Source organism: Natrinema sp. CBA1119 (genome assembly GCF_002572525.1).
Taxonomy (GTDB): Archaea; Halobacteriota; Halobacteria; order Halobacteriales; family Natrialbaceae; genus Natrinema.
Genome location: NZ_PDBS01000008.1, coordinates 450,251 through 475,281, shown reverse-complemented (window position 1 = coordinate 475,281; position 25,031 = coordinate 450,251). Strand labels below are relative to the sequence as shown.

Sequence of the window (25,031 nt, the reverse complement as noted above, 5' to 3'; positions counted from 1 at the left end):
TGAATCTAGAGAATTACGGCTGGTTGAGTACATTTGCAGCAGGTTCCTTCAGCATTGACCGCTTCGTGATCTGATGAATCACAGCCTCTCGTGTCGTCGATCGCTCAGTAGTCTTATCAAGTCGAAACAGGACAGTTTTCGATCAGGTTTCGCTCGGTATAGTTGACCTGACCGCTCAGTCCTAACCGAGAGAGGGCAGTCCGATAGCCGAATTGATCGACGAGAAACGTAGCCTCCGAAAGATCGTGTTTCTCCTTGAGTTGATGCAGAAACGCAGCCGCCGGATCGGTGCCGTGCCGACCAAACAGTGCGACGTCGAGAATCAACTTTGTCTCGATGTCTATTGCAGCGTACAACCAAGACCACTCGCCATTGATTTTGACAGCAGTCTCGTCAACCGCGACCCTTGACGGCTTCGCCGTCGGCGGGTCGCAACCGCTGTCAGCCAGCCGATGTACCCAATTCCAGACCGCTCCATACGAGCGTTCAACGCCTAATTCGGCTAAAATTGTTGTTGTCTCCCGAAGAGAACAACCAGTTTCGTGGAGGCGGACGGCGAACGCCCTGACGGGCGTCGCCGTCCGCTCGTTCTCCCAAGATTCTTCTAAATCCGCCGCATAGCTCTCACTGAGCAGGTCTGCGAGCATCTTTGGACAAGAAACTCAACGACCTGCTCACTTCTCAAACTGACTCAACTAGACAGTGCCTTTGGAAGTTTAAAACCACTTTTCATTCAGGTTTCGTTCGTTATAGTTAGGTCAACCGCTCACCCCTAGCCGAAAGAGGGCAGTCAGATACCTATAGCCACCGACGAGAAACTCGGCTTCGGAGAGATCGTGTTTCTCGGCTAATTCACGCACAAACGCAGCGGGTGGATCGGTACCACGTGGTCCAAAGACTGCGACATCAGGAATTGCTTCGAGTCCATACTAATTGTATTGGAAGAACAATTCTGTTCTCTCCCCCATTATGACGATTTTTATCAGTGAGACCTCGAGACGACGCCGTCCATGTGGGCAGATAGCTCTGAGATGAGCTTCCGGTAGCCCAGCGAGCGGTTCTTGATATTCGAAATGACTCGAGCCGGCGCGATGTTCGCCTGCGAGCAGAGCCTCGTCGGTACTCATCACTCAGATGTGTTCTCGCGAACGAACTCGATCGTCTCCTCGACCGATGTCCCGGGGCCGAAGATTGCCGAAATGCCCGCTGCCTCGAGTGCGGCGCGATCCTCTTCGGGGATCACGCCGCCGACGAGGACGAGCGTGTTCTCCATTGCCCCGTACTCCTCGAGGCCGTCCATGATCTTTGGAACGAGCGTGTCGTGAGCGCCCGAGAGAATGGAGACTCCGAGGATATCGACGTCTTCTTGGACGGCAGCCTGGACGATCTCTTCGGGTGCTTTGTGCAGTCCGGAGTAGATGACTTCGAACCCGGCGTCACGAAAGGCGCGTGCAATAACGTGAGCTCCGCGGTCGTGACCGTCGAGCCCGACTTTTGCAACCATACACCGAATACTTTGCTGATCGCTGCCAGCACTCATAGGTCTGTGTTTTACGTATTACCGTATGATACTATCGGAATGCCGGATGAAACGCAGTAGATTTTCAAAAGTGAATTTGTATCGTCTCGACGGTACCGTTTCCAGAGCTGGTGAAGATGGTTACTTCCGCTACTCTCTGTGGTAGTATATGACGGTCCACGAAGCGGCCGTCGACAATATCGATGCAATTCAAAACGTAGGGCTTTGGTGAATCGCCATACGGCGTTAGGTTGAGTGGTTTTAGCGTGCCTGTGGTAGAGTCCAATCACTCCGCTATCACGGATTCCTTGGGATTGTGACCAAATTGCCCCAGAGTAGCCCCTCAAGTCGTCGGGTCTATACCCCTGAAGTCGATACAGTCTAGTGATTCACCAGAGCCAAACGTAGCACAGGAGTCAGCGATCCACGATTGTCTCGGCATCTTAAATCGGGGATTGTTCCAAGAAGGGGTTAGCAAGTGTGTGACTACAAGAAAGTCGAGGTCGACGAGATACCGATCGGTGGAGACACCTATCAGAAGTGCACCGTCTCGAACAGGAGTCGTACACAGAAGGGATCGACGAATGAGCGGAGTCGCCTCACTCAGACGGGTGAGAGTTCCTCCTGATATGCACCGTGGTGATCCTCGAACACCTGCATGATTTCGCCCATCGAGACGTACGCTTTTACCGCGTCAACGATGTACGGCATGACGTTTTCCTGGTTTTCGATGGCGTCAGACAGCGCCGACAGCGTCGCGTCGACTTCCTCGTTGTTGCGTTCGTCTTTGACACGCTCGAGCCGATCGAGTTGACGCTCACGAGTCGTTTCGTCGATCTGGAGGGTATCCGGCGAGGTGTCCTCCTCGATGGTGAACTTGTTGACGCCGACGACGACTTCCTCGCCGTGTTCGACGCGCTGTTGGTACTCGTAACTCGCCTCACCGATCTCGCGCTGGAAGTACCCCTGGTCGATGCCGGCGAGGACTCCGTCACGGATCGAGCCGTTGCCGATTTCCTCGATCTCCTCGATGTACGACAGTATTTCGGCTTCCATCTCGTTTGTGAGTTTCTCGATCGCGAAACTGCCGCCCATCGGATCGACGATGTCGGCTGCGCCGGATTCGTCGGCGATGATCTGCTGTGTCCGCAGGGCGACGCGGACCGCCTTCTCGCTCGGAAGCGCCAGTGCCTCATCGAAGCTGTTGGTGTGCAGCGACTGGGTTCCGCCGAGGACGCCGCCCAGCGCCTGAATGGTGACGCGGACGATATTGTTCAGGGGCTGCTGGGCGGTCAGCGATTGGCCCGCCGTCTGTGTGTGGAATTTCAGCCGTTTCGATTCAGGTTGTTCTGCGTCATACCGTTCGTCCATTATGCGGGCATAGATGCGACGTGAGGCCCGAAATTTTGCGATCTCTTCGAATATGGAGTTGTGGGAGTTGAAGAAAAACGAGAGTAGCGGCGCGAACTCGTCGACCTCGAGCCCGCGTTCGAGGCAGTCCTCCACGTATGCGAACCCGTCTGCGAGCGTGAACGCGGCCTCCTGAGCGGCGGTCGATCCGGCTTCACGGATGTGATAGCCGGAGATGGAAATCGGGTGAAAATTCGGCGTTTCGTCGACGGCGAACTCGATCGTGTCCGTGACGATTTTGAGGGAGGGATCGGGGGGGATAACCCACTCCTTTTGGGCGATGAACTCTTTGAGCATGTCGTTCTGAAGGGTCCCCTTGACTTCGTCACGGGGGATGCCCTGCTGGTCGGCCAGTGCAATGTACATCGCATAGATGACAGCCGCCGAAGGGTTGATCGTGAACGAGGTCGACACGTCGCTAATGTCGATCCCGTCGAAGAGGATTTCCATGTCACGAAGGGTATCGACGGCGACACCTTCCTTGCCGACCTCGCCTTCGCTCATCGGATGGTCCGAGTCGAGACCCATTAGCGACGGCATGTCGAAGGCAGTCGAGAGCCCCGTTTGCCCCTCGTCGATGAGGTAGTGAAACCGCTCGTTGGTCTCCTCGGCGGTCCCGAAACCCGCGAACTGTCGCATTGTCCACGTGCGTCCGCGGTACATGGTCGGATACGGTCCCCGAGTGTACGGCGGCTCGCCGGGGAAGCCGAGGTCCTCGTCGAAATCGAGATCGGCGATGTCGTTCGCCGTGTAGAGGCGATCGATCTCGTGGTTTGAAACCGTCGCAAACCGCTCTTTACGTTCGCCACGTTCCAGAAACGGTTCGAGCGTATCTTCCTCCCACGACTCCCGTTGCTGGGAAATATCCGCCAGTTCTTGCTCGTCGAACATTGTCTACTGTATACAGACAACTATTCTAAAGTCTTGCCCTAGTCTAGTGTCTGACCGGTCACAACAGGGTCTACCAATCGCCGCTGGACTTGATGGTACGTCTCCGGAGACGCCCGTGACGGCAACCCTCGAGCGAGCGGTCACCTGTCTCGAGACGGCACGCTACGGCCAGGAGGGACAGTGTCGCATTTCGCCTCAGTCTGACTGTCAACCCAGGGGTCACTCTCAGCACGGACCAGTTCCACGTTCTATGATACGGAATGCCACGAACAACAAAAGATTCAAGCCGGCGAGCTATGATTAGCCGAGTATGGGTGTAAATTACGACGCAGAAGTGGAGAGCTTCGAGTGGACCATCCCGGACTCGTACACGATCACGTCGGTCGTCGCCGACCACGCCGAGGAGTTCGGCGATCGAGTCGCCGTTCGGTTTCTGAACGAGGACGGCGATCGCGAGGAACGGACGTACGCCGACATCCGGGACGACACGAATCGGTTCGCGAACGGGCTCGAGGCGAGCGGTGTCGGCAAAGGCGACCGGATCATGCACCTCTTCCCCCGTCATCCCGACGCCTTTGCCGTGCAGCTCGGTGCGCTGGCGACCGGTTCGCTGTTGGTCCCCTGCTCGTCGATGCTTCGCTCGAAAGATATCGAATTCCGGGCGAACGACTGTAATGCAACGAGCATCGTCGTCCACGAGTCGCTGACTGACATGGTCGAGCCGATCCTCGACGAGACGCCCCTCGAGCGCGTAATCGTTCTCGATGGCACCGAGGCGGATCTACACGGCGAGAATTGGACGACCGCCACGGATGTTATGGCTGATGAATCGGCCGACTACGACGGCCCGGAGCTGACGGCTGACGATCCGATGACGATCAACTATACCAGCGGGACGACCGGTCAGCCGAAGCCGGTCTTACACAAACACCGCTGGCAGTACTGCTTCAATCGCATCAACGCTCCGTACTGGTGGGGTGTCGACGAGGAGACCGACCTCGAGGACGAACTGCTGTGGGCGACGACCGGGACCGGCTGGGCGAAGTGGTTCTGGAGCCCGGTCGGTGTCGGCCTGACGACCGGTGCGACCCAGCTCATCTACGACGGGGCGTTCGAGCCCGAAACGTTCCTCGAGATCCTCGAGGAAGAGAGCGTTACCAAGCTCTGTTCCGTCCCGACCCAGTACCGGATGTTCGCGAACGCCGACCTCGAGGCGTACGACGTCCAGCTGAACGACACGCTCTCGGCGGGCGAACCGCTCAACCGCGAACCGATCGAGCGTATCCGGGACGCATGGGGCGTCACTCCGCGCGACGGCTACGGCCAGACCGAAACCGTCGCGCTCGTGACGAACTACCCCGGTATCGATATCAAATCCGGGAGTATGGGCAAGCCGACGCCGGGCGTCGGCGCGACGATAATCGACGTCGACGACGAAGAAGAGGTCGAAACCGGTGAAATCGGTGAGATTGCCGTCCCGGTCGATTCGCCGGCGATCTTCGACGGCTACTACGAGAAGCCGGAACTCGACGAGCAGAAGCTTTCCGGGGACTACTATCGTACCGGTGACCTCGCCTCTGCCGACGAGGACGGATACTTCTTCTTCGAGGGGCGAGCCGACGATATCATTATCTCCTCTGGCTACCGTATCGGTCCGTTCGAGGTCGAGGACGCGCTTGTTAGCCACGATGCCGTCGCCGAAGCCGCCGTGGTCGACAGCCCACACGAAGAACGCGGCAACGTCGTCAAGGCCTACGTGATCCTCTCCGAGGACTACGAGAGCAGCGACGAGCTGAAAGACGAGATCCAGGCGTTCATGAAAGAGGAGACGGCTCCCTACAAGTATCCCCGCCGGATCGAGTTCACGGACGAACTCCCGAAGACCTCGAGCGGGAAGATCCGCCGCGTCGAACTCCGGGAACAAGAACAGGAAAAACACAACCTGTAATCGGATCGCGAGGGCTCACTCGAGTGAGCCACTGATTCTCTGCTGCAGTATTCGACACCCGTTCCAGGGATAGAGTGTTCGTCAATTTTCGAGGCCGGCTCACTCAGTCGCGTCGCCGCGGTTACAGACGCAGTCGTGAAACGACTCGGGCAACGACGCCGGCTCGAAATCGGAATCGACGAAGACGAACGACACCTCGCCGTCGGCGGCCTCTTCGCCGCTCGAGCGGTGCGTTACCGAAAACGCCACCGTGAGCGAGGTGTCGCCGATTCGGACGATGGTCGTCTCGATAGTCGCGCCGTCGCCGGCTCGAAGCGGCGAGTGAAACGATGCCGACGCCTCGACTGCGGGAAGGAGATACCCGTCCGATCGGTAGGCCTCCATCGGATGGCCGCCGTCGACGGCCGGAGTGAAGTAGTCGTTCAGCCCGACGACCACGAAGTGGAAGAATCGCGGATAGTAGATCAGCCCGCCAGCGTCGGTATCTCCCCATTCGACGGTGATGTCGGTAGTGTGGGCCATTCGATTCGTATTACTGCGCTGGACGGAACGTGATCGTCCGATCGGCCGTTGTCTCGCTCGGTTCGACGGTTGCAGTGACCCGCTGTTCGATCGCGACGTCGTCACGGTCGACTCCGCGGACGATCCCCGTGAGCCGTACCTGTCCGAAGTCGACGATAGCAGTGACGTAGGGGGCATCGTCGTCGAACTGTGGCGTCGGAACGGAGACCGTCGTGTGGGTAACGATCTCTCCCGTCTGTGGCAGTTCTCGGCGTGCTAACTCACGGTCGCCGCAGTGCGGACAGGCCTGCCGCGGCGGAAGCAGGCCGTGCTCATTCGAGCAAGCGTAGAAGTATCCCTCCCCGTCCGCGAGCGCCTCGAGGAACTCGTCGTACCCATCGTTGGTGGCATCAGTCATTCTCCCATCACCTCCAAGACGTGAACGGTCGCACTGGCAACCGTGCCGCCGGCGTTCTGGGCGACGCCGATCGTCGCGTCGTCGGCGACAGCCTCGGCGCGCGGATGGGTTCCGTCGAGCAGCGTGGCCACAGCAGCTACCTGTGCGGCCCCGGTCGCACCGACGGGGTGCCCCTTCGCTTTCAGCCCGCCGGAGAGATTTACCGGCAGTCCCCCGTCACGGCGCGTCTCGCCGCGGCGAGCCGCTCCGATCGCCTCGCCGTACCTATACATCCCAAGCGCCTCGAGGGCGAAGACCTCCGCGATCGTAAAGCAGTCGTGGACTTCGGCGATGGCGACATCATTCGGATCGATACTGGCCTCGTCGTAAGCCGCCTCGGCGGCCTCCCGAGTAGCGGGTGTCCGCGAGAGCGTCGGCCGATCGTGAAGCGCCATCGTATCTCCGCCGTGTCCAGCGCCGGTGATCGAGACGCTGGCTTCGAGGTCGTGCTCCGCAGCGTACGCCGGGGACGTCAACACGAGTGCGGCTGCACCGTCGCTGATCGGACAGGCGTCGTACAGGCCGAACGGGGCCGCAATCTCGGGCGCTTCGAGCGCCTCCGCGACCGTAATATCCTGCTGGAGGTGGGCGTGATCGTTGACGAGCGCGTTCTCGTGGTTTTTAACCGCGATATGGGCGAGGTCCTCGTGCGTACCGCCGTACTCGTCGAAGTACGCTCGCGCCATCAGCGCGTACGCTCCCGGGAAGGTGACGCCGGACCGGACCTCGTAGAGGTCGTCGGCCGCCCTGGCCAGCCCGTCGGTCGCACCGGCTGTTCCCATGTTCGTCATCCGCTCCATTCCGCCGGCGACGACGACATCGGCGTCGCCGCTTCCGATCGCCCGAACGGCGTCGTGGACCGCGAGCCCGCTCGAGGCACACGCGCTTTCGATGCGGCGTGACGGAACGGTCGTTCCGAGGGCCTCCGCCATGAGCGGGCCCTGGTGGCCCTGTCGTTCCGAGAGGGTGCCGACGAAGTTGCCGTAGAAGAGTTCGTCGACGTCCGCAGCCGGAACGCCGGCGTCTTCGAGGGCCTCGAGCCCGGCGCTCGCGAACATGTCCCTGCCCGTCCGATCGGGATGCGATCCAAACGAAGTCATGCCTGTTCCTGCGAGGCGTACCTGCGACATTAGCTACCACGCGTACGTACTGACTCGTCCGGTATAGCTGTGTCGAACGGTGACCAGCAACAGGCGGTCGGCGTCGCCGACACCGACGCGAGTCGGGACATTTACTACGACCGTCCGACCACCAACGAGTGATGGCTTTGCACGTAGAGACGATCGACCGTGTCGGCGTCGTCGGCGCGGGCACGATGGGCAGTGGCATCGCACAGGTTACCGCAGCTGCGGACTACGATGTCGTGATGCGCGACATCGAACAGGAGTACGTCGAAAGCGGCTTCGAGACGATCGAGGAGAGCCTCGGTCGGCTCGTCTCCAGAGACCGCTTGACCGAGGATGAAGCCGACGACATCCGTGACCGAATCACCGGCACGACTGTCCTCGAGGATCTCGCGGATTGTGATATCGTCATCGAGGCGGCCCTCGAGGATCTCGCGGTCAAACGCGACATCTTCGCTGACCTCGATTCGGTCTGTCGCGACGACGCCGTCCTCGCGACGAACACGAGCACGCTCTCGATCACCTCGATCGCGTCCGACCTCGAACACCCCGAGCGCGTGGTCGGGTTGCACTTCATGAACCCGGTTCCGATCATGGAGGGCGTCGAGATCGTGGTCGGCGAGAAGACGGCTGACGATGTTACCGAACTGGCTCATACCTTCGCCGAAGACCTCGAGAAGACGACGTGGGAATCCGACGACAAGCCGGGGTTCGTCACAAATCGCATCCTGATGCCCTGGATCAACGAGGGGATCCGGGCCTACGACGAAGATGTCGCCACGAAGGAGGACATCGATACGGGGATGGAACTCGGGACGAACGTCCCGATGGGGCCACTGACGCTGGCCGACCATATCGGACTCGACGTCTGCCTTCACGCCTCCGAGACGCTCCACGAGGAACTGGGCGATCGGTACAAACCCGCCTACCTCCTCAAGCGAAAGGTCGAGGCGGGTGACCTCGGGAAAAAGACGGGCAACGGGTTCTATGAGTACGAGTAAGTCACTCCGTCAGGTGCCGTGAGATAACCTCTTTCTGTATTTCCGAGGTCCCTTCGTAGATCGTGGTGATCTTGGCGTCCCGGTAGTAGCGTTCGACATCGAAGTCCTTGGTGTACCCGTAGCCGCCGTGAACCTGGACCGCTTCGTTCGCGACGTCAACGGCCGTTTCGCTCGCGAAGTACTTCGCCATGCTCGCCGCTTGCGCGTCGAGACCGTCGTCGTTCTTCCGGGCGGCGTCGCGCGTCAGCAGGCGTGCGGCCTGGACATCCGTCTGCATATCCGCGAGCTTGTGTGCGATCGCCTGGTGGTTGATGATCGGCTCCCCGAACTGCTCGCGTTCGTTGGCGTAACTCACGGCAGCGTCGAGGGCTGCCTGGGCGACTCCGACAGCCTGGCTGGCGATTGCGATCCGACCGCCGGTCAGGATCGAAAACGCGGCTTTCAGCCCTTCACCGACCTCAGTCAAGCGGTTCTCCTCTGGAATTCGCGCGTCATCGAAGAGCAACGTCGTCGTATCGCTCGCGCGCAGTCCGAGTTTGTCCTCTTTCTTGCCGACTTCCAGTCCCGGCGTGTCTTTGGGAACCAAGAACTGCGTCACGCTGTCCGGATCGTCGCGATCGGTTTTCGCGAACAGAACGACGACGCCCGCACGCTTTCCGTTCGTGATCCACTGTTTCTTCCCGTTGATCACGTACTCACCGTCCTCGAGACGAGCCTCGGTGCTCATCTCCGCCGGGTTCGACCCGGCGTCCGGCTCCGAGAGCGCGAACGCTCCGACCGGCCGGCCGTCGACCATCTCCGGCAGCCACTGCTCTCTGTGCTCGTCGGTGCCGAACTGGCGGATACACGACGTCGCCAGACAGTGAACCGACAGCGCCGTTGCGACTGCCAGATGTCCGCGCGCTACTTCCTCGTTGACGATGCTGTAGGTCACTTCGTCGGCATCGAACCCGCCGTACTCTTCCGGGACCGTCAGCCCGGTTAGATCGAGCTCGGCGAGCCCGTCCCAGACGTCTTCCGGAAACGTCTGCGCCTCGTCGTACTCGTCGACCGCATCGACGACTTCCTCCTCGACGAATTCTCGGACTGTCTCCTGTATCAGCTGCTGCTCGTTTGTCGGCTCCATACGCGGTGATTCGTGAGCGGGATAGTAAAGCGTACGATTCCATCGTTTGTTCCGACAGGCGATCCGAATTCGGCCGCTCGGTCGACGCGGCAAACAGCCACTCGAAGATAGGTAACTAAAAATAGCGCGTCTCTCGAGGCATACGTATGACAGTCCGCCAGTCCAGAGAGGCTGCTATTGAGTGCATCGACGACGGCGATACGATCGGAATCGGCGGCTTCGTCGCCGTCGGCATTCCCGAGTACGTCCTCGAGGCGCTGGGTGAGCGATACGCTGAAACCGGTACACCCCGCGATCTCACTCTCTATCATCCCGCTGCGGAGGGTGACCAACAGGGCCGTGGGCTCTCGCATCTCGTTCAGGACGGCATGCTCGAGCGCACTATCGCGAGCCACTGGGGCTTTACGCCCGATCTGATGGAGAAAATCGTCTCAAACGAGATCGAGGCATACAACCTGCCGTTCGGCGTGATGGATCACATGCTTCGCGATACTGCCGCGGGGAAGCCCGGTACGATCACCCACGTCGGCCTGGGAACGTTTGTGGATCCGCGCCAAGACGGCGCGAAGGCAAACGATGTCACCGAAGATGACATCGTCGAACTCGTGACCTTTGACGGCGAGGAGTACCTCTACTATCGCTCGGTCCCGATCGACGTCGCTATTATCCGGGGGACGACGGCCGACGAAGACGGCAACATAACCACGGAGCGAGAGGCGCTCGATTCGAACACGTTGGCGATGGCTCAGGCTGCACACAACTCCGGTGGCACGGTGATCGCACAGGTCGAGCGAATCACGGAGTCGGGAACGCTCACCGCTCGCGACGTCACAGTCCCCGGCGTCCTGATCGACACCGTGGTTGAGGCACCGCCGAGCCACCACCAGCAGACGTACGCGGAGGACTACAATCCCGCCTACAGCGGCGAAATAAAACGGCCGACCGACGACGGGAGTGACGGTATTCCGCTCGACGTCCGGACGATTATCGCTCGTCGCGCTGCGATGGAACTCGAGCCGAATTCGGTCATCAACCTCGGCGTGGGCGTCCCGGAACTCGTGCCAGTCGTTGCGGCCGAAGGCGGAATCGACGACGAGATCACGCAGACCGTCGAGTCGGGGCCGGTCGGCGGCGCCGCCTCCGGCGGGATCAGCTTCGGGACCGCGAGCAACCATCACGCGCTCGTGTCCTCGCCACAACAGTTCGACTTCTACGACGGCGGCGGTCTCGACATGGGCTTTCTGGGAATGGCACAGGCGGACGCCGCGGGCAACATTAACGTCAGCCAGTTCGGGTCACAGCTCCCCGGTTGTGGCGGGTTCATCAACATCACCCAGAACGCCGAGAAAGTCGTGTTCTGTGGCACGCTGACTACCAATGGACTCGAGATCGAGACCGGAAGCGGAGCGCTCTCGATCGAACGCGAGGGGACGAGTCCCAAGTTCATCGACTCGGTCGAACAGATCACCTTCAGCGGCGAGTACGCCGCCGATATCGAGCAGCCGATCGTCTACGTAACCGAGCGTGCCGTCTTCGAACTCACCGAGGCCGGACTCGAGCTCACGGAGGTCGCACCGGGTATCGACGTGGAAACCGACGTCATCGACGAGATGGGATTCGAGCCGCTCGTGGCTGACGACCTCGACGAGATGGATTCGCGACTGTTCGTCGACGAACGGTTTGATCTGACCGACGTGCTTTATAGTAATAACTGAAACTATTCACACACTAATCGCACAGACGTCGTGCGATCAGATGTGCATTGACTTTCGGTGGCTACTATAGTTGGGACTCGAGGCTGAACGGGGATTCGTCGGCACCCGGAGCGACGAAGCACGAACCGTTAAGCGGGACCGCTCCAAACTCGTCTCCGATGGTTGCGTACGATAACCTCTCGGTCGATCACGACGACGGCGTTGCAACGGTCACACTCGATAGCGCGGCCGGTCGAAACGCACTCACCCTCGAAATGGCGAACGAACTGGTGTCGGTGGCGACGACCCTCGGTGAAAATCCGGATACTCGCTGTATCGTGCTCACGCACGCGGGCGATTTCTTCGGGTCCGGTGCCGATCTCAGTGCCCTATCCGGGGACGGCTCCGATGCGGCCCACATCCGGGAGTTGGCCGGACGGGCCCACGAAGCGATCGTCCAGTTCCATCGGGCGGAAACGCCGGTTGTCGGCGGCGTCAACGGTATCGCAGCCGGAATCGGGTTTAGCCTCGCGCTGTTTCCGGACCTGCTCGTCCTCGGCGAGGACGCGACGCTCAAATTTGCGTATCCGGGGATCGGGCTGACCGGTGACGGCGGTGCAACGTTCTTCCTGCCGCGACTGGTCGGCCTCCGGACCGCCAAGGAGATCGTCCTCCGGGACGAGCCAATCGACCCCGACGAAGCCCGCGAGTTGGGACTGGCCAACGAGGTCGTTCCCACTGACGACTTCGATGACCGGTTGGCCACAGTCGCCGCCGAACTGGCAGCCGGGCCGACTCGCGCGTTCGGGACGACGACCCGACTGCTGACCGACAGCTACGATCGCTCGCTCGAGCGACAGCTCGCGGCGGAGACGGACGGTATCGCAGGTGCAACGCGAACGGAAGACTACGAGCGCGGGCTCGACGCGTTCTTCGGCGACGACGATCCCGACTTCGTCGGCCGGTAGCGTTGCCCAGCCCCCGGTAAGCACCGATCGATGCCACCGGTCGGATCGCGACCGGACCCGCCAGCCGTGGACAGTAACCACGGTAATTTATCACAGTATACGTCCAATCGAGCGGCATGCATCTCGGAGTAGTCATTCCGCGGACCGGAACGCACGATCCAACCGACCTCGCGATCAGCGCGGAAAAACGGGGATACGACTCCGTCTGGATGGGGGAGCTATGGGGCTCGAGCTCGGTCGTAAAACTCAGCGAAATCGCCGCGAAGACCGATGAAGTCGAGCTCGGAACCGCCATCGTCAACGTCTTTTCGAGAACGCCCGCCGTCCTCGCGATGACCGCCGCGACCCTCGATCGAGTTTCCAACGGTCGTGCGTCCCTCGGGGTCGGGACGAGTACACCGACCGCCGTCGAGAACGTCCACGGAATGCCGTTCGACCGACCGGTCCGTCGGTCCCACGAAACTATCGAAGTGATTCAACGCATTCTGGGCGACGACGAACCGGTCACTTACGAAGGGGAACGAGTCAGCGTCTCAAGCGTTCCGCCACTGGACAGGGACGTTTCGGTCTACCACGCGGCGCTCGGGCCGGCGAACCGGCGCGTCGTCGGCCGGCTCTGTGACGGCTGGATGCCGCACAACATCCCATTTTCTGGGTTGAACGACGCGTTCGAGGTCGTTGCAACGAGTGCTCGAGAACGCGACCGCGACCCCGACAAAATCACGATCGCTCCGTACGTGCCGGCAGCCGTGAGCGAAGATCGCGACGAGGCCTACGACGCCGTACGCGGTCACATCGCGTATTACGCGGGTAGTGCCGACGGATATCGGAACGCGATCGCCACCGAGTTCCCGGAGCAGGTCGATCGCGTTGCCGAGGCCTGGCGGGCGGGCGACCGGGAAGACGCGGCAACCCTGGTCACGGACGAAATGGTCCACGACCTCGGTGTGGCCGGGACGCCGTCGGAAGCTCGCGATCGGCTTCACGAAATCGTGAGCGAAACGGTCATCGATCGGCCGCTCGTGACGATTCCGGAGCAGGCCGCCGACGGAATAGCCGAAGAGACTATCGAGGCGTTGGCAGCCGTTTCCGACGCCTGATGCACGCCTCAACACGTCGAACGTCGGTCACACGTAGTCGAGGTTGACCTGCGTCACATTCGCCGACCGTTTGACGATATCCGCGATTTCCTCGCGTCGTTCCTCGTCGATTCGGCTTTGCGGGCCACAGACGCAGATCGCGCCGCGGATGTGATCGCTCTTGTCGAGCACCGGAGCGGAGATACAGACCATTCCCGCGATGCGTTCGCCCTCGTCGATGGCGTACCCCTGGTCCCTGATCCGCTCGAGTTGTTCGAAGAGAACGTCGGGATCCGTGATGGTTCGGTTTGTCATCTCGATGAGTCCCTGCCGGTCGATGATCTCCTGTACGCGGTCCTCCGGCATGTGCGCGAGGATCGCTTTCCCGGGAGCTGCTGCGTGAAGTGGCATTCGTGCACCGGGATACGCGAACAGATTGACGGCGTCGGGCCCTTCTTGCACCGCGACGATTACGCACTGATCGTTTTCTTCGATCATCAACGTGACGTGCTCGCCGGTCTCCGCCGCTATATCCTGGAGTTTGTCGCTGACGACTTTGAATATCTCTAGTCGGTGGCGCTGTTGGTTGCCCACCTCGAGAAACCGGGTTGTAGTCGAGTACTCTTTCTCTTCGACTGTGATGTATCCCGTCGCAACAAGCGCTTGGAGATAGTTATGAACGGTACTGACGGGCATATCGAGCCGTCCGGCGAGATCCGAAACACCCCCGGATCCGTTCTCCGCAAGTTCGTCGACGATCTTGAACGCCCGTTCGACCGACCGGTTTGATGTGTTCGTCATCATGGAAACCATTCCGTGGATAGTATAGGAGTCTTTCGGCTCTACCGAATGAAAATTCGAGTGTCAGGAGAATACCGCAAACGACCGAACGCGACCACCAATTCGAACAACTGGATCAGAACACGGTCAAATCCCCCACGCCACCGAATAGAAAGTATACAACAGATTCGATGAGAGCGTAGTACTGGCTTATTTCTGAACGATGGCAGCCTCGGTTTTCGAATCAGTCGAAATATATTTGGCGCTATTTCAGCGATTTCGAGCAAGAATTATGAGTTAGCGGAAGTCTGTTCGATGATGACGACGCATTCAGCGGTACTGAAAGAGACTCCCACAAAAACGCGGTCGTTGCTCTCACAGCAGGCTTCCCGATCCCGATTTTGCATCCGACCCTCTTTTCGAGAGAACTGGGACGATCCTTCGCTGTTGCTCGAATTTGCGATTCTCCGCCATACTATACGGACATAGGGATGTAAAGGAGGCAGCGACTGGACGGTAGTTTCGGACTGTCCTCTTCCAGGGGTATGGCCCTCTCAGTTCGGATTCAGATGTTCCGAAACAGAGTATTCGGGAAGTTGGATCAGCCTCAGCAAGTTTCGGGACGATCATCGTCCGAACTTTATTTCTAAACTCGTTTACCGTTTGGGTGCGAGCGTAACGCGGCTTCTGTTTGCCCCCACTATGGTCGAACGCCGGCTTCGTTTCCGCGGACAATATCGGTTCATCGGCGCTTTCTCTAGAGTTCGCTTAGTCATCTGACGGTTTGTGTCTGGCGTATCATCCGTACTCGAGGACGGAGGATTCACCGTCGACGGTTCCTCATCGATCTGCCTTGAATCAGTTCTCGAGTCAGTCTCGATCGTCTCTTCCAATCCGAATGGGTCCGTGCATCTCCTTTGAAATCGTCGACTGGACCGCACATCGTTCGACCTCTCCAACGTGACTATTTCGGCGAGTACCTCGTAGAAGTCGATCCGGTCGTTCCCTGGGTCGTAGTCCTATCAACAGTTGATCAGTTTCAGTAACCTTGAGAACGCCGATCAGAGACGGACACCGAGCTTCGTCTTCGTACAGCTCACCAATCCGATTTCAGCCATCTTCGATCATACTGTTATCTCTCATCGTATCATGATACTATTCACTCAGATATTGGTGGCACTTCTGAACGTATCTTGTCTATTACCCGACTCGAATAATCGTACTCCGGGGTCGACTGAGTAGGGACTTCCACGACGTGGAGGTCATTTTCGAGGTCCGATTCATACACCGATTGTACTCGTCCATCTTGCTCAGGATAAAACAAGCACCCTGGCCCATCGTACGCCACCTGATACCCAGTCATCGGCCGTGGTGAATCGCCAGACGTAGCTTGATTTCACTGTTTTAGAGATCGCTTGGTGTTGTGAACCACACACATCAAAACGAGTTCACGAAATTCACCGTACCAAGTTCGCGCACGCACGGCGTCGCCGAGCGTGCGCTTGATCGTTGAAAAGACGGTCTCACACATCGCTCGTTGGCGGTATCGAGGCCCATCGATCCGCGCGTTATGCGCGTGATCGATGGGCCGAAACTCACGATGTTTGATCAGCGGTCTCACGCCGTCTTCGCGGAGTTTTTCGCGTAAATCCATCCAGTCGTAGCCTTTGTCGGCAGCGAGGCTGGCGAGGTCGCCCGCGTTGCGGCGGGCGACCTGCCAGCCGAGCTGTGTGTCGTGGCGTTTCTCGGTCGTACAGTGAACGTCCAGAATTGCTTGGCTTTCTGTGTCGACGAGAGCTGTCGCTTTGAGCGTCTGAACCCGGTAATTCGTCCGACGGCAGTAGTGTTTGCTAGCGTTTTCGCGGTCGAAAAACGTCGCGTCAATGGCGGCGTGACCGCTCTGGCCGTGCAGCTGCGCCGAGAGGCGCAGCAGCACTCGCCAGAGTGCGGTCTTAATCCTATCAAACCACTTGACTAGCGTCGAGTGATCGGGGAGATCGGTCGGTTCAAGGCCGATCTCCCCGAGTATTTGTGGCATCTCGCTCAGCAAATCGAGTGCTTCTCGGTAGGATTTTTCCAGGTAAACCCGCAGACAGTGCAGCGACACTACCGCATACTCGGCGAAGCCGCCACCCCCTTCGGGGGCGGCGACTTCGCCTCGCTCACCAACAGCATTTTTAGCTAACTGAACGACTTTGCTCGTGAAGCGGGAGATTTTCGACATAGAGCATCGGCGGTTTCCCGCTTCATACTCCTAGTTCTGACGGTCGAAACCGACGCCGTCCAACGATTCACCAGAGCCCAGTCATCTGACTTAGGTCTCCACTTGAGGGGTTTCGATTTCTCTTTTGATCAACCTTCCATTTCGCATCCCCGACGAATACCGTTTCCCCGCCGTCGATGACAGCGATATCCGGCTTAACCGGAACCGACCGTGACCCACTATAGAACAACTCTCGGCGCCGAGCCTGGGGTAACACCTCAACGGCTGTCCGCGCGTATATTTGTCCGACTGCCTCGACCACGACGCTCTCGAAGATGTTATTCATATTCACAAGCAGTGACGACGACGCACGTCCCCCCGCCTGCAACTCGTCGATATAGAGTCCGCTGAGAACCAGTCTAGTTAGCCGATAGAGGTCTTCGTAGTACTCGGATAGTCGGGAGAACTCGACGGCGTCCAGTTCCACGAGACGGACCGGTCGTAATTCCACGCGACGCTGGAGTTCCTGCTTGTGCCGCTCTAAGGCCTGACCAATCTGTCGACGCCCGACTAAGCGCAACAGCACGTCCGTTGCATACAGTACGGCTTGGTTCAATACGGTATCCTGCGTCAACTCATCGTAGGTACACTCGAACTGGGTCGGCTGAGGACCATGACGTTGTAACTGACGCTGGACATCTATCCGACCACGAATGTGTTCTTCCGACCCTTGAGTACGACGATAGGAAGTGTGTAAGCCTCGCGTCAACACCTGATTCAGCTCGGACTCGAACAGCGTCGCCAAGGCCTGAATGAACTCCTCACCATGTTCGAACTGAGTCTCCTCGTCGGTTGTCTCAGCTCCAATTCCTTGAGAGAACTGCAGCATCGCCAGCAGGTCCGTCCCTTTGACCTTCGGGAGAATTTCGATCGTCAGCCCACCGGGCAAGGTGACCAATCCGACAAAGCTCGTCGCATGGAGTTTTACCTGCTCGGATTCAAGCTATTCGATTTTCAGGCGCTTGCCGCCTGATCGCTCTCCATTGTCATCCTCAGTCCCTGCATTGATTTGGTTCTCAACGACTTGGCGGGCTCGGTCAGGAAAGTCCTCACGATCAATCGGATCCGTGGTCTCGTACTCGCGGATCCGATGATCGACCTCGACCCCCTGTAACCCACGGTGTGTAGTTCTGCTCATCTGGGTCCAATCTGAGCGTTGTTCCCGTAGACGTGCCAGTTCGTGGCGTCTAGATCACTCCTCATCAGCATCATCCTCGACCTCGGCCAAATCATCAACGACCGCTCGACACGTCTCTTTCAGATCATCAGCTGTAAAGTCCCGAATTTCCTGAGTAGCCAAGTCGAAGAGGTTGTCACCGTGCCCGTCGAATAGTTCGTCGTTCATGCGCTTGAACTGCCCGAAATAGTACTCTTCAAGCAGTGGCATTAATTCGTAGCGCCAGGTGTCGATGATAGCCTGTTCACGCCCTTCGGTAGTCTCGGCAATAATACCTAGTAGGGGTGTGTGGCCTAGCTGTTTGCCACGACCTAGGTCATGTGCCTCCCGAATTTCGGCATTCAACACATCGACAGCACAGACCGACATTGCCAGCAGCCGGTCGGCTTGGTCGGCTCCGTTTACCGCGACATCCTTGGCACCGTCTAAGTCCCCATTCCCAAACCCGTATTGTTCGCAGACCAGCTCCAAGTCGGGTCCGAAATGAATGAACCGAAACCGACGCCGCAAGGCGGCATCCACGAGTGCAATCGAGCGGCCAGCCGTGTTCATGGTTCCGATTACATAGAGGTTCGGCGGTACATAGAAATCCTCACCCGAATGGGGCAAGGTGACGCTGGTTTCGTTCTTGGCGTCCAGCCGCTTATCATTCTCTAGCAAAGTAATCGTCTCCCCGAAGATTTGGGACAGATTCCCACGGTTAATCTCATCGATTATCAGTACGTAATTGGGAGCGTCATCGAGCGAATCTGCATCCTCGTAGGCGTCCTTGGCGCGAGTAGCGAATTCTTGGAAAACCCCTTCGTCGACGGTATATTGGCCAGCTCCGTTCTCGCCCTCTGTTGCGGTCAGCCCCTCGATGAAGTCCTCATAGGTAAAGGAAGGATGGAACGTAACCGTCCGTAGTTGCTCTTTATTGGGTTCAACCGTCGTCTCGTGGAGCCACCAGCGAGCGAACTGTTGGACCGTGAAGGTCTTCGAGGTGCCCGGTGGGCCGTGGAACACTAACTGGTGTTTGGCCCGGACCTGACGCTCGAGTTCAGACGCAGTATCAGGAACCGTGTGTGGCGTAGCTAGGGACCTCTCGTCTTGGTAGGTTCCCTCCAAAATCTCGGGAAGTTTGTCGTGGTCTAGGTTTGGCTGGCCGACGTCAGCATCCCGCTGTGGTTCCCTGACGAGAACAATAAACAGCACCTGCGCCGGCGAACACTGGTCCAGCGAGCCTACATTCAGATGCACTGCTCGCTCCTCAAGCGAGTCCTCGAAGGACTCGTAAATTGACTTGATCTCGTCCAGATGTTCGTAGTCACCACGGCGAACTGCTTTGGCGACGAGGTCATTACGGCGGAGCGCCTCTGTCCAGTTCTCGATTGTCGCTTTGGCCAGCGCTCCCCGCAAGCCGTCAGCCGGATTTATGTACTCTTCGAGTCTTTCGATGAGGTCTGATTCAGCCGCTTGCAGGCTCTCGTAGGCTATTTCACCATCAGCCTTGTTGAGTAGGTACTTGCCTGCCTCCTCACTGAGATTAAACAGGTACTGCTGATTGATTCCGCCAGGGTTTACCGGGTAATAGTTATCCAATTTATATTTAAGCAGCGTCTCGAATACTTCGACGAATGCCAGTGGTTCATCGAAATAAGTAAAGGACGTCTCAACGCGGTATCTGGGTTCAGTCCCTGTTTCGGAATCAGGATCGTCTAGCTCCTCAACGGGGACTTGGACGACCTGAGCAGGCTTTGCCACCGTGTGATATCCGAGTATCTGTCCGTTGTTGTAGCTGAAGACCCTATCACCAACCTCCAGCTTGGGGAGGTCATACTGGAACAGCTCTCTGGTCGGGGCTCGAGGGTATTCACCCTCGGTTTCCTCGTGGCCCTGATTGACCCAGTAGTAGGGGGCCGAGTTGGTGAAAGCCTCAGGACTATAGTGGAAGTTAGAAATAATTGCTCACTTGTGGTACAGAGAGCTGGTCAAGTGCGGTATCGATCGCCGTTGTTAACTCACCAAGTGAGTCGAAAAACCGATTGCTGAGAGCCGTTTGTAGCTGTCGCCAGCACTCTTCGACTGGATTGAACTCAGGAGAGTATGCCGGTAACGTGACGAAGGCGAGGTCGTCACGGGCCGCTAGGTCCGTGACGGCCGAAGCCTGAAAGTACGGTGCTCCATCTAACACAATGATCAAATCATCTTCGAACTCTTTGCATAATGCGAGAATGAAATGTTTCGCGTGTTCGGCGGTCACGTACTCCTCGAATCGAGAGAAAAAGCGATCACCGTCTTCGGTGATTGCGCCGAGTAAACATGTCCAATCGCGTTGTCCAGAGAGTTCAACTGCCGGCCGCGTGTCGCGAGGAAACCACGCGGCACGCGGCTCAACTTGCACGGATTTCTTGGTCTGGTCGATACAGACTACTGTGGCGTCCATCTCCCGCCGCTTTTTTTGAGTTCTTCGCGGAACGTTTCTTGCTCGTCAGTCTCTGATCCGGCGGCTGTGCGGCGTGGTTTTTGATAGCTCAATCCTGCTTCTTTGAGTAACCGCCGACAGCTCGGAAGTGAGTATTCAACATTGTAGGTCTCGTCAAGATACTGCTGGACGAGCGCCGGCGTCCACGCCGGCGCGTCAACTCCAACATTCTCTGGTGGTTCGTGGACAGTTTCTTTGAATTTTATTTGCTCTTCTTCTGAGAGTTTTCGTTTTCTCCCAGACCGATGAGCATCAGTTACAGCCTGCTCAAGCGACTCGTCGGTGTCGAGTCGCTTGAGCCAACTGTAGATTGTTCGTCGGCCGGTATTGTGCCACTCTGCTAGTTCGGTCTGCGTAACACCGTTTTTGTACGCAATTGCTGCTAATAACCGCTGTGTCGGCTTGTTTCCCTCAACGTTGTTGAGAGCCTCTTGGAGTTCTTCGACGGAGATCTCGTCGAGATGGTCCATTAGTCTACGCAACATTCCTTGGGTGGAAAGTTCTAACGGTTACTATAGGTAGCGTGAGGCGGCTGAATTCTGGCATAGGCACCACGAATTTCACCGCCTCGCTTCTTCAAACTCTAATCTGAACAGTACCCGACGAGACCGGCCGACCCGTTAAATACACCATGAAGAATCGCTGCGGCAAGCACGGACCTCGCACGGAGGACAATGTAGGTGTAGACCGGTGAGAAGGAAAGACAGGCGATTGTCATGGCAATCACACCGATATAGGGGAAGGAGGGGTAGTTGTACCCGGCAACGATCACGGGTGTATGCCAGATCCCCCATAAGGCACCAATCGCGAACGACGCCTTCCAGAAGCCCCAGGGCGCGAGTTCCCACAAGAGATACCCGCGCCAGCCGAACTCTTCGCCAAACGCAAAGATTGCGTTGACCGTCGCCCCGAGAACGAGCGCAAGTCCGACCGTTACTGCTACGCCGAGGAGGCCTGGCGGCAGTGCAACTCCTGGGATCGGGTCGGCAGTTGGATCAAAGCCTATCCCGGGAATTGCGAGTGCGAACGCGAGGGTCAGTCCGATGAGTGGGAGTGCAACCACGGCGGCCGCAGCAAGCCATCGGAGTCGGCCACGTTGCAGTCCGGCATCTGCCAGTGGGATACCCTGGGACAGGCAGACTGCGAGGCCAGCGACCATCGGCGAGAACATGTAGGCCGGTGCAAGCGTGATCGGGTTCATGTCCAAACTGGCTGCAATGAGAACAAGCGCTGCGGCAGCAACCAGCAGGATACCGACAAATATCCCGATTCGGCCGCTATCGGGATCAGTCATCGAAACCACCCTGAAATACATCGCCGTATATGGACGGCTCACCCGCTTCAAGGGTGGTCCAGCAGAGATGGTGACAACTCATTTTCATCATGTCGAGTCCCTACAGAATACGGATACATGATATTACCTGACAACTTCTTCTGACATCAGCCACCGATAGAGGAGTCCTGAGTAAGTGCCGGGTGATTTCCTCTTCTGTTCAACTCCGTGTAATCAGTCGCTCTCGGCATCTACCCAACTATGTTGGCCATACAGCTTTGTCCTCTAGTGATATGGAGTGAGATGCGGTTAATCCAGATCCGGTATCTGGATGTCCCGCACACGGCTGGCCGCTACGCAGCGGTCACTCGTGGACATCATCTCCGTTCCAGTCACGGTTCTGCTTCCAGTGATCTATCCGCTGTTGCTTGTCTGCTAATTATTCACCGGTAATACCACTTTACTATGGCTGTTCTTTCCCTTGATTTTCTGCCCTGCATGTGCATGTGTCTCAGTCTGTCTTTATACGTCGGGCTGTGGGAGTAGCGGGTGATGTCCACGAGTCAGCAGCTGACCGCGATTCCAGGAGATCTTACATCACCACAGGCAAAACTTGTCTATCTGTCCCTCCTCGTGACTGAGGATGCGACAGTGACCGATCTCCAGGAACTGCTCGGACTATCCAAGCTCACACTGTTCGCCGTGCTTGAGTCGCTTCTTACAAAGGATCTCGTCCAGCGGACGGAGGATGGCTATGCCAGCCAATAACGTTTCAGCGTCCCCGATCGTCCCGACCGAGACAGCGACCGATCTGCGGGTTGACTGTTACGTGCGGTCGACCATTTCGGGACCGACTGGCGAAACGATCACCACGATCGACAACCGGCTGCAACAGCTCTGTGACCACGGGCATATTAGCGCGTATCAACTCCACTCATGGCCGCCGGAACAGCATGCGGTCAGTGAGACGGACGACACACATGAACCGACGCGACACGATCTCGTGGCCGAGTTCGAACGCTGGGCTGACCAGCACGGTGTGACGCTCGAGCCAGCATTCCGGCGACAGGAGGTTCCCTCGTCACCACTCGGCATCAGCGCCGACGAACCGCGTGAACGCGTTCGGGTTCCGATCGTGGCGCTGGCACTCTACGAGGACGAGTCCTCTACGGCAGATCAGGAGAGAGCGTCCCTCCAGGGAGTTGTCCCCTATACGGACCAGCCACGGACAGACACCGCGCGGACATACACCGTCGACGAGTGGCTTACTGCAGTCGGCACGGATACGGGAGAAATTGTTACGTATGATTCCCAGGACGATCAGCAGCCCCTGCTGGAGCGACAACAATGAGTGTCAAACAGAAAGAGCGGCCACCCGAACTGGAACAGCCGTCTCGCCAACTACTTGCAGGCCGGACGTGTCTCGTTACCGGCGGCTCGTGTGGTATTGGTCGCGGGATCGTCCGTGAACTAGGCCGTCACGGTGCGACTGTCATCGTGAACTATCGGTCGTCGGAGGCTGCCGCCCACGAGATCGCTGACGTGATCACGGAAGCCGATACCGAGGGAACGGCCCATCCGATTCAGGCCGACGTCACGAACCGTGACGAAGTCGACGCGATGCGCGAGGCAGTTTCCGACTCGTTTGGGTCGATCGACGTCCTCATCAACAACGCCGGGATTACAGCCGATTGTACGCTCGCCAATATGAGTCATGAGGACTGGCACCGTGTGATCGATGTCTCTCTCCACGGGTCGTTCAATTGCACCAAGGCGTTCTACGATGATTTCCAAACTGTCGACGATGGACGGGTTATCAGCATCTCGAGCGTGATCGGGAAGCAGGGGAACGTCGGCCAGGCGAACTATGCGGCGGCGAAAAGTGGTCTGTTCGGCTTCACCCGGTCGCTTGCGCTCGAGTTGGCGGATGTGGGCGCAACGGCGAACTGTATCGCGCCCGGCTTCACATTGACGGAGATGGTGGAGGCGATTCCGGACGAGATTCAGAACGATCTCCGTGCGGATATCCCGCTTGAGCGGTTCGCCGACGTGAGCGAGATTGCAGGGCTTGTTCGCTACCTTGCCAGTGAGGAATCGGGCTATATTACCGGTGAGGTTATCGACATCAACGGCGGACTTGATCTGTAAGTAACAGCATCTAATCCGCTCTTCGGCATTATTCAGATTAGCTGATTCCAGCAGTATGCGTAGCTCTGCAACCATGTTTCAGCGGTTGCTGGATCGGCGTTTCTAAAGTAGTTTCCGAGCTGAGTAGTACGTCGTTTTTATCTCTTTGAATAGACGTTCGACGGCATTCCGGTTTCCATGTTTCTCATATCGAAATCGGAGCCCAAGGTGATAGAGTGCAGCTTTAAGCCACGGAGCTGAATCAACGAGAAACACGGCATCTTGGACATCGTGTTTCTCTCTCAGTTCACTCAGAAACATCTCAGTAAGTGCGGTTGTACGCGTTGGGTAGAGCTTGACATGGAGAAATTCGTTCGTTTCGGGATCGACAGCAGCATACAGCCAGTAGCGCTGATTATCAGGTTTGATCACAGTTTCGTCGAGCACAACGTGATCTGGCTAGCTTCCCGTTGTCGGCTGTAGATGTCTTTCTGTACCCAATTATGGATCGTCAATCTCGCCCGTTCGACACCGAATCTCTCTAAGACAGAAACAGTATCTGAAAGTGACAAGCTCGGTAAATGGAGCTAGATACTCAATTGCATCAGCTCGCGCGGTGTCGCTTCTCGCTCCACAAAATCTAATTGAACGCCGTTACTAGAGCCGTTGGGGTGGCTAAATTCGGGCATGGACGTCTAGAATTCTGACCGCCTCGCTTTTCAGACCTTATCTGAACAGCGCCAGTCACCCCAGCAGGATTCATGTGGTGGGAAACGTAGTTACCCATGAGTGAAGCAGACAACAGTCACAAAGCCGCAGTCTCTCCACTGTACATGACTTCCGTCTCAGCAGATCAACCGGCCAGTCTTGCAGTAATCGATGCTATTGCGCGGTATCGGACCGCTCGTCTGTCTCTGGATCGGTGGCTGAGGAAGAGGGTACTGAGGCGCTCGACCCGCTCTACGAAGCGATCGATCCTGACGCCTTAGATTCGTTCTTCCTGTCAGAAACCGCTGGGACACAGCTCACGACGGTCACGTTCACATACTGTGAATATGAGGTAACAGTCAATAATAGCAGAACGATAACGGTTGTCGAGAACTAATGCATCGGACGCCACCCTTGGACTGAATTTCTGCTGGTTTGTATCGATATTTTATCAATTGGTTGAATTATCTGTACCGATACTCCCTCCCCAATTGAAGGCGTCAGTGACTGCTGAATCCGCG

At 57.8% G+C, this 25,031-nt stretch carries 20 protein-coding genes and 4 pseudogenes; 9 read left to right on the top strand and 15 right to left on the bottom strand.

Annotated features, from left to right (window positions below; all coding sequences use genetic code 11):
- Positions 1-137: 137 nt before the first annotated feature.
- From CP556_RS24610 to CP556_RS24595, 4 genes and pseudogenes are all read right to left on the bottom strand, one after another.
- Positions 138-647, bottom strand: a pseudogene (locus CP556_RS24610) (IS6 family transposase); the annotation flags it as partial.
- 114 nt (positions 648-761) lie between these two features.
- A pseudogene (locus tag CP556_RS24605) lies at positions 762-914 on the bottom strand (transposase domain-containing protein); the annotation flags it as partial.
- 212 nt (positions 915-1,126) lie between these two features.
- Positions 1,127-1,540: a cobalamin B12-binding domain-containing protein gene (locus tag CP556_RS24600; RefSeq protein WP_098728180.1), complete on the bottom strand. Its 414-nt coding sequence runs from the start codon at positions 1,538-1,540 to the stop codon at positions 1,127-1,129.
- Between the two features lie 582 nt (positions 1,541-2,122).
- The gene (locus CP556_RS24595; protein WP_098728179.1) at positions 2,123-3,820 is read right to left on the bottom strand and encodes an acyl-CoA mutase large subunit family protein; all 1,698 of its coding nucleotides are present in this window, start codon (positions 3,818-3,820) and stop codon (positions 2,123-2,125) included.
- 310 nt (positions 3,821-4,130) lie between these two features.
- Between CP556_RS24595 and CP556_RS24590 the strand changes: the two genes are divergently transcribed.
- Positions 4,131-5,768, top strand: coding sequence for an acetate--CoA ligase (locus CP556_RS24590; RefSeq protein WP_098728178.1), 1,638 nt, complete (start codon positions 4,131-4,133; stop codon positions 5,766-5,768).
- 99 nt (positions 5,769-5,867) lie between these two features.
- Here CP556_RS24590 and CP556_RS24585 read toward each other — a convergent pair whose 3' ends face one another.
- From CP556_RS24585 to CP556_RS24575, 3 genes are read right to left on the bottom strand one after another with little or no spacing between them, the layout of a single operon-like run.
- Positions 5,868-6,290, bottom strand: a complete 423-nt coding sequence (locus CP556_RS24585) for an acyl-CoA thioesterase (RefSeq protein ID WP_098728177.1) — start codon at positions 6,288-6,290, stop codon at positions 5,868-5,870.
- A 10-nt stretch (positions 6,291-6,300) separates the two neighbouring features.
- On the bottom strand, positions 6,301-6,687 hold the full coding sequence (locus CP556_RS24580) for a Zn-ribbon domain-containing OB-fold protein (RefSeq protein ID WP_098728176.1): 387 nt from the start codon (positions 6,685-6,687) through the stop codon (positions 6,301-6,303).
- Positions 6,684-7,856 (bottom strand): thiolase C-terminal domain-containing protein, encoded by a 1,173-nt coding sequence (locus CP556_RS24575; RefSeq protein ID WP_098728175.1) that lies wholly within the window; start codon positions 7,854-7,856, stop codon positions 6,684-6,686. The genes CP556_RS24580 and CP556_RS24575 overlap by 4 nt, the downstream gene beginning before the upstream one ends.
- Before the next feature lie 131 nt (positions 7,857-7,987).
- Between CP556_RS24575 and CP556_RS24570 the strand changes: the two genes are divergently transcribed.
- On the top strand, positions 7,988-8,851 hold the full coding sequence (locus CP556_RS24570) for a 3-hydroxyacyl-CoA dehydrogenase family protein (protein WP_176548347.1): 864 nt from the start codon (positions 7,988-7,990) through the stop codon (positions 8,849-8,851).
- 1 nt (position 8,852) lies between these two features.
- Here the strand turns inward: CP556_RS24570 and CP556_RS24565 are convergent, their stop codons facing one another.
- Positions 8,853-9,977 (bottom strand): acyl-CoA dehydrogenase family protein, encoded by a 1,125-nt coding sequence (locus tag CP556_RS24565; RefSeq protein WP_098728174.1) that lies wholly within the window; start codon positions 9,975-9,977, stop codon positions 8,853-8,855.
- Between the two features lie 146 nt (positions 9,978-10,123).
- Between CP556_RS24565 and CP556_RS24560 the strand changes: the two genes are divergently transcribed.
- The 3 genes from CP556_RS24560 to CP556_RS24550 all read left to right on the top strand — a co-directional run bounded on the left by CP556_RS24560 (position 10,124) and on the right by CP556_RS24550 (position 13,739).
- A complete protein-coding gene (locus CP556_RS24560; RefSeq protein WP_098728173.1) occupies positions 10,124-11,692 on the top strand; it encodes an acyl CoA:acetate/3-ketoacid CoA transferase in 1,569 nt (522 codons plus the stop codon).
- 158 nt (positions 11,693-11,850) lie between these two features.
- A complete protein-coding gene (locus CP556_RS24555; protein ID WP_098728172.1) occupies positions 11,851-12,639 on the top strand; it encodes an enoyl-CoA hydratase/isomerase family protein in 789 nt (262 codons plus the stop codon).
- A gap of 116 nt (positions 12,640-12,755) precedes the next feature.
- Positions 12,756-13,739 carry an LLM class flavin-dependent oxidoreductase gene (locus tag CP556_RS24550; RefSeq protein WP_098728171.1) on the top strand — a complete coding sequence of 328 codons (984 nt, stop codon included), beginning with the start codon at positions 12,756-12,758 and terminating at the stop codon, positions 13,737-13,739.
- Positions 13,740-13,766: 27 nt separating this feature from the next.
- Here the strand turns inward: CP556_RS24550 and CP556_RS24545 are convergent, their stop codons facing one another.
- The 6 genes and pseudogenes from CP556_RS24545 to CP556_RS24520 form a co-directional block, all read right to left on the bottom strand.
- On the bottom strand, positions 13,767-14,519 hold the full coding sequence (locus tag CP556_RS24545; protein ID WP_098728281.1) for an IclR family transcriptional regulator: 753 nt from the start codon (positions 14,517-14,519) through the stop codon (positions 13,767-13,769).
- A 1,375-nt stretch (positions 14,520-15,894) separates the two neighbouring features.
- Positions 15,895-16,722 (bottom strand): IS5 family transposase, encoded by an 828-nt coding sequence (locus CP556_RS24540; RefSeq protein ID WP_098726460.1) that lies wholly within the window; start codon positions 16,720-16,722, stop codon positions 15,895-15,897.
- 67 nt (positions 16,723-16,789) lie between these two features.
- Positions 16,790-17,668: pseudogene (locus tag CP556_RS24535) on the bottom strand (McrC family protein); the annotation flags it as partial.
- A gap of 285 nt (positions 17,669-17,953) precedes the next feature.
- On the bottom strand, positions 17,954-19,681 hold the full coding sequence (locus tag CP556_RS24530; protein ID WP_176548346.1) for an McrB family protein: 1,728 nt from the start codon (positions 19,679-19,681) through the stop codon (positions 17,954-17,956).
- Between the two features lie 190 nt (positions 19,682-19,871).
- Positions 19,872-20,872 (bottom strand): IS630 family transposase gene (locus tag CP556_RS24525; RefSeq protein ID WP_098728168.1). Its coding sequence is split into 2 segments (ribosomal slippage): positions 19,872-20,380 and positions 20,380-20,872, totalling 1,002 coding nucleotides; the frame shifts between segments, so codons are not numbered across the junction.
- Positions 20,873-20,985: 113 nt separating this feature from the next.
- Entirely contained in the window at positions 20,986-21,696 is a 711-nt protein-coding gene (locus CP556_RS24520; RefSeq protein WP_176548345.1) for a CPBP family intramembrane glutamic endopeptidase, read from the bottom strand.
- A 531-nt stretch (positions 21,697-22,227) separates the two neighbouring features.
- On the opposite strand from CP556_RS24520, the gene CP556_RS24515 reads away from it, so the two are divergent.
- Genes CP556_RS24515 through fabG form a run of 3 tightly spaced genes read left to right on the top strand, consistent with a single transcriptional unit; the run spans position 22,228 to position 23,823 of the window.
- Positions 22,228-22,443 (top strand): helix-turn-helix domain-containing protein, encoded by a 216-nt coding sequence (locus CP556_RS24515; protein WP_098728166.1) that lies wholly within the window; start codon positions 22,228-22,230, stop codon positions 22,441-22,443.
- Positions 22,430-23,026 carry an HTH domain-containing protein gene (locus CP556_RS24510; protein WP_098728165.1) on the top strand — a complete coding sequence of 199 codons (597 nt, stop codon included), beginning with the start codon at positions 22,430-22,432 and terminating at the stop codon, positions 23,024-23,026. The genes CP556_RS24515 and CP556_RS24510 overlap by 14 nt, the downstream gene beginning before the upstream one ends.
- Positions 23,023-23,823 (top strand): 3-oxoacyl-ACP reductase FabG, encoded by an 801-nt coding sequence (fabG, locus tag CP556_RS24505; RefSeq protein WP_098728164.1) that lies wholly within the window; start codon positions 23,023-23,025, stop codon positions 23,821-23,823. The genes CP556_RS24510 and fabG overlap by 4 nt, the downstream gene beginning before the upstream one ends.
- A 32-nt stretch (positions 23,824-23,855) precedes the next feature.
- On the opposite strand, the pseudogene CP556_RS24500 reads toward fabG, so the two are convergent.
- Positions 23,856-24,491 (bottom strand): annotated as a pseudogene (locus CP556_RS24500) (IS6 family transposase).
- Positions 24,492-24,724: 233 nt separating this feature from the next.
- Between CP556_RS24500 and CP556_RS24495 the strand changes: the two are divergent.
- The gene (locus CP556_RS24495; RefSeq protein ID WP_098728163.1) at positions 24,725-24,907 is read left to right on the top strand and encodes a HalOD1 output domain-containing protein; all 183 of its coding nucleotides are present in this window, start codon (positions 24,725-24,727) and stop codon (positions 24,905-24,907) included.
- Positions 24,908-25,031 lie beyond the last annotated feature (124 nt).

What these genes read in the sequence shown, in the direction of transcription:
- CP556_RS24590 (WP_098728178.1), top strand. Translation starts at nt 4,131, where the DNA reads ATGGGTGTAAATTACGACGCAGAAGTGGAGAGCTTCGAGTGGACCATC.
- CP556_RS24510 (WP_098728165.1), top strand. Translation starts at nt 22,430, where the DNA reads ATGCCAGCCAATAACGTTTCAGCGTCCCCGATCGTCCCGACCGAGACA.
- fabG (WP_098728164.1), top strand. Translation starts at nt 23,023, where the DNA reads ATGAGTGTCAAACAGAAAGAGCGGCCACCCGAACTGGAACAGCCGTCT.
- CP556_RS24550 (WP_098728171.1), top strand. Translation starts at nt 12,756, where the DNA reads ATGCATCTCGGAGTAGTCATTCCGCGGACCGGAACGCACGATCCAACC.
- CP556_RS24520 (WP_176548345.1), bottom strand. Translation starts at nt 21,696, where the DNA reads ATGACTGATCCCGATAGCGGCCGAATCGGGATATTTGTCGGTATCCTG.
- CP556_RS24580 (WP_098728176.1), bottom strand. Translation starts at nt 6,687, where the DNA reads ATGACTGATGCCACCAACGATGGGTACGACGAGTTCCTCGAGGCGCTC.
- CP556_RS24565 (WP_098728174.1), bottom strand. Translation starts at nt 9,977, where the DNA reads ATGGAGCCGACAAACGAGCAGCAGCTGATACAGGAGACAGTCCGAGAA.
- CP556_RS24570 (WP_176548347.1), top strand. Translation starts at nt 7,988, where the DNA reads ATGGCTTTGCACGTAGAGACGATCGACCGTGTCGGCGTCGTCGGCGCG.
- CP556_RS24560 (WP_098728173.1), top strand. Translation starts at nt 10,124, where the DNA reads ATGACAGTCCGCCAGTCCAGAGAGGCTGCTATTGAGTGCATCGACGAC.
- CP556_RS24540 (WP_098726460.1), bottom strand. Translation starts at nt 16,722, where the DNA reads ATGTCGAAAATCTCCCGCTTCACGAGCAAAGTCGTTCAGTTAGCTAAA.
- CP556_RS24555 (WP_098728172.1), top strand. Translation starts at nt 11,851, where the DNA reads ATGGTTGCGTACGATAACCTCTCGGTCGATCACGACGACGGCGTTGCA.
- CP556_RS24595 (WP_098728179.1), bottom strand. Translation starts at nt 3,820, where the DNA reads ATGTTCGACGAGCAAGAACTGGCGGATATTTCCCAGCAACGGGAGTCG.
- CP556_RS24600 (WP_098728180.1), bottom strand. Translation starts at nt 1,540, where the DNA reads ATGAGTGCTGGCAGCGATCAGCAAAGTATTCGGTGTATGGTTGCAAAA.
- CP556_RS24575 (WP_098728175.1), bottom strand. Translation starts at nt 7,856, where the DNA reads ATGTCGCAGGTACGCCTCGCAGGAACAGGCATGACTTCGTTTGGATCG.
- CP556_RS24585 (WP_098728177.1), bottom strand. Translation starts at nt 6,290, where the DNA reads ATGGCCCACACTACCGACATCACCGTCGAATGGGGAGATACCGACGCT.
- CP556_RS24515 (WP_098728166.1), top strand. Translation starts at nt 22,228, where the DNA reads ATGTCCACGAGTCAGCAGCTGACCGCGATTCCAGGAGATCTTACATCA.
- CP556_RS24545 (WP_098728281.1), bottom strand. Translation starts at nt 14,519, where the DNA reads ATGACGAACACATCAAACCGGTCGGTCGAACGGGCGTTCAAGATCGTC.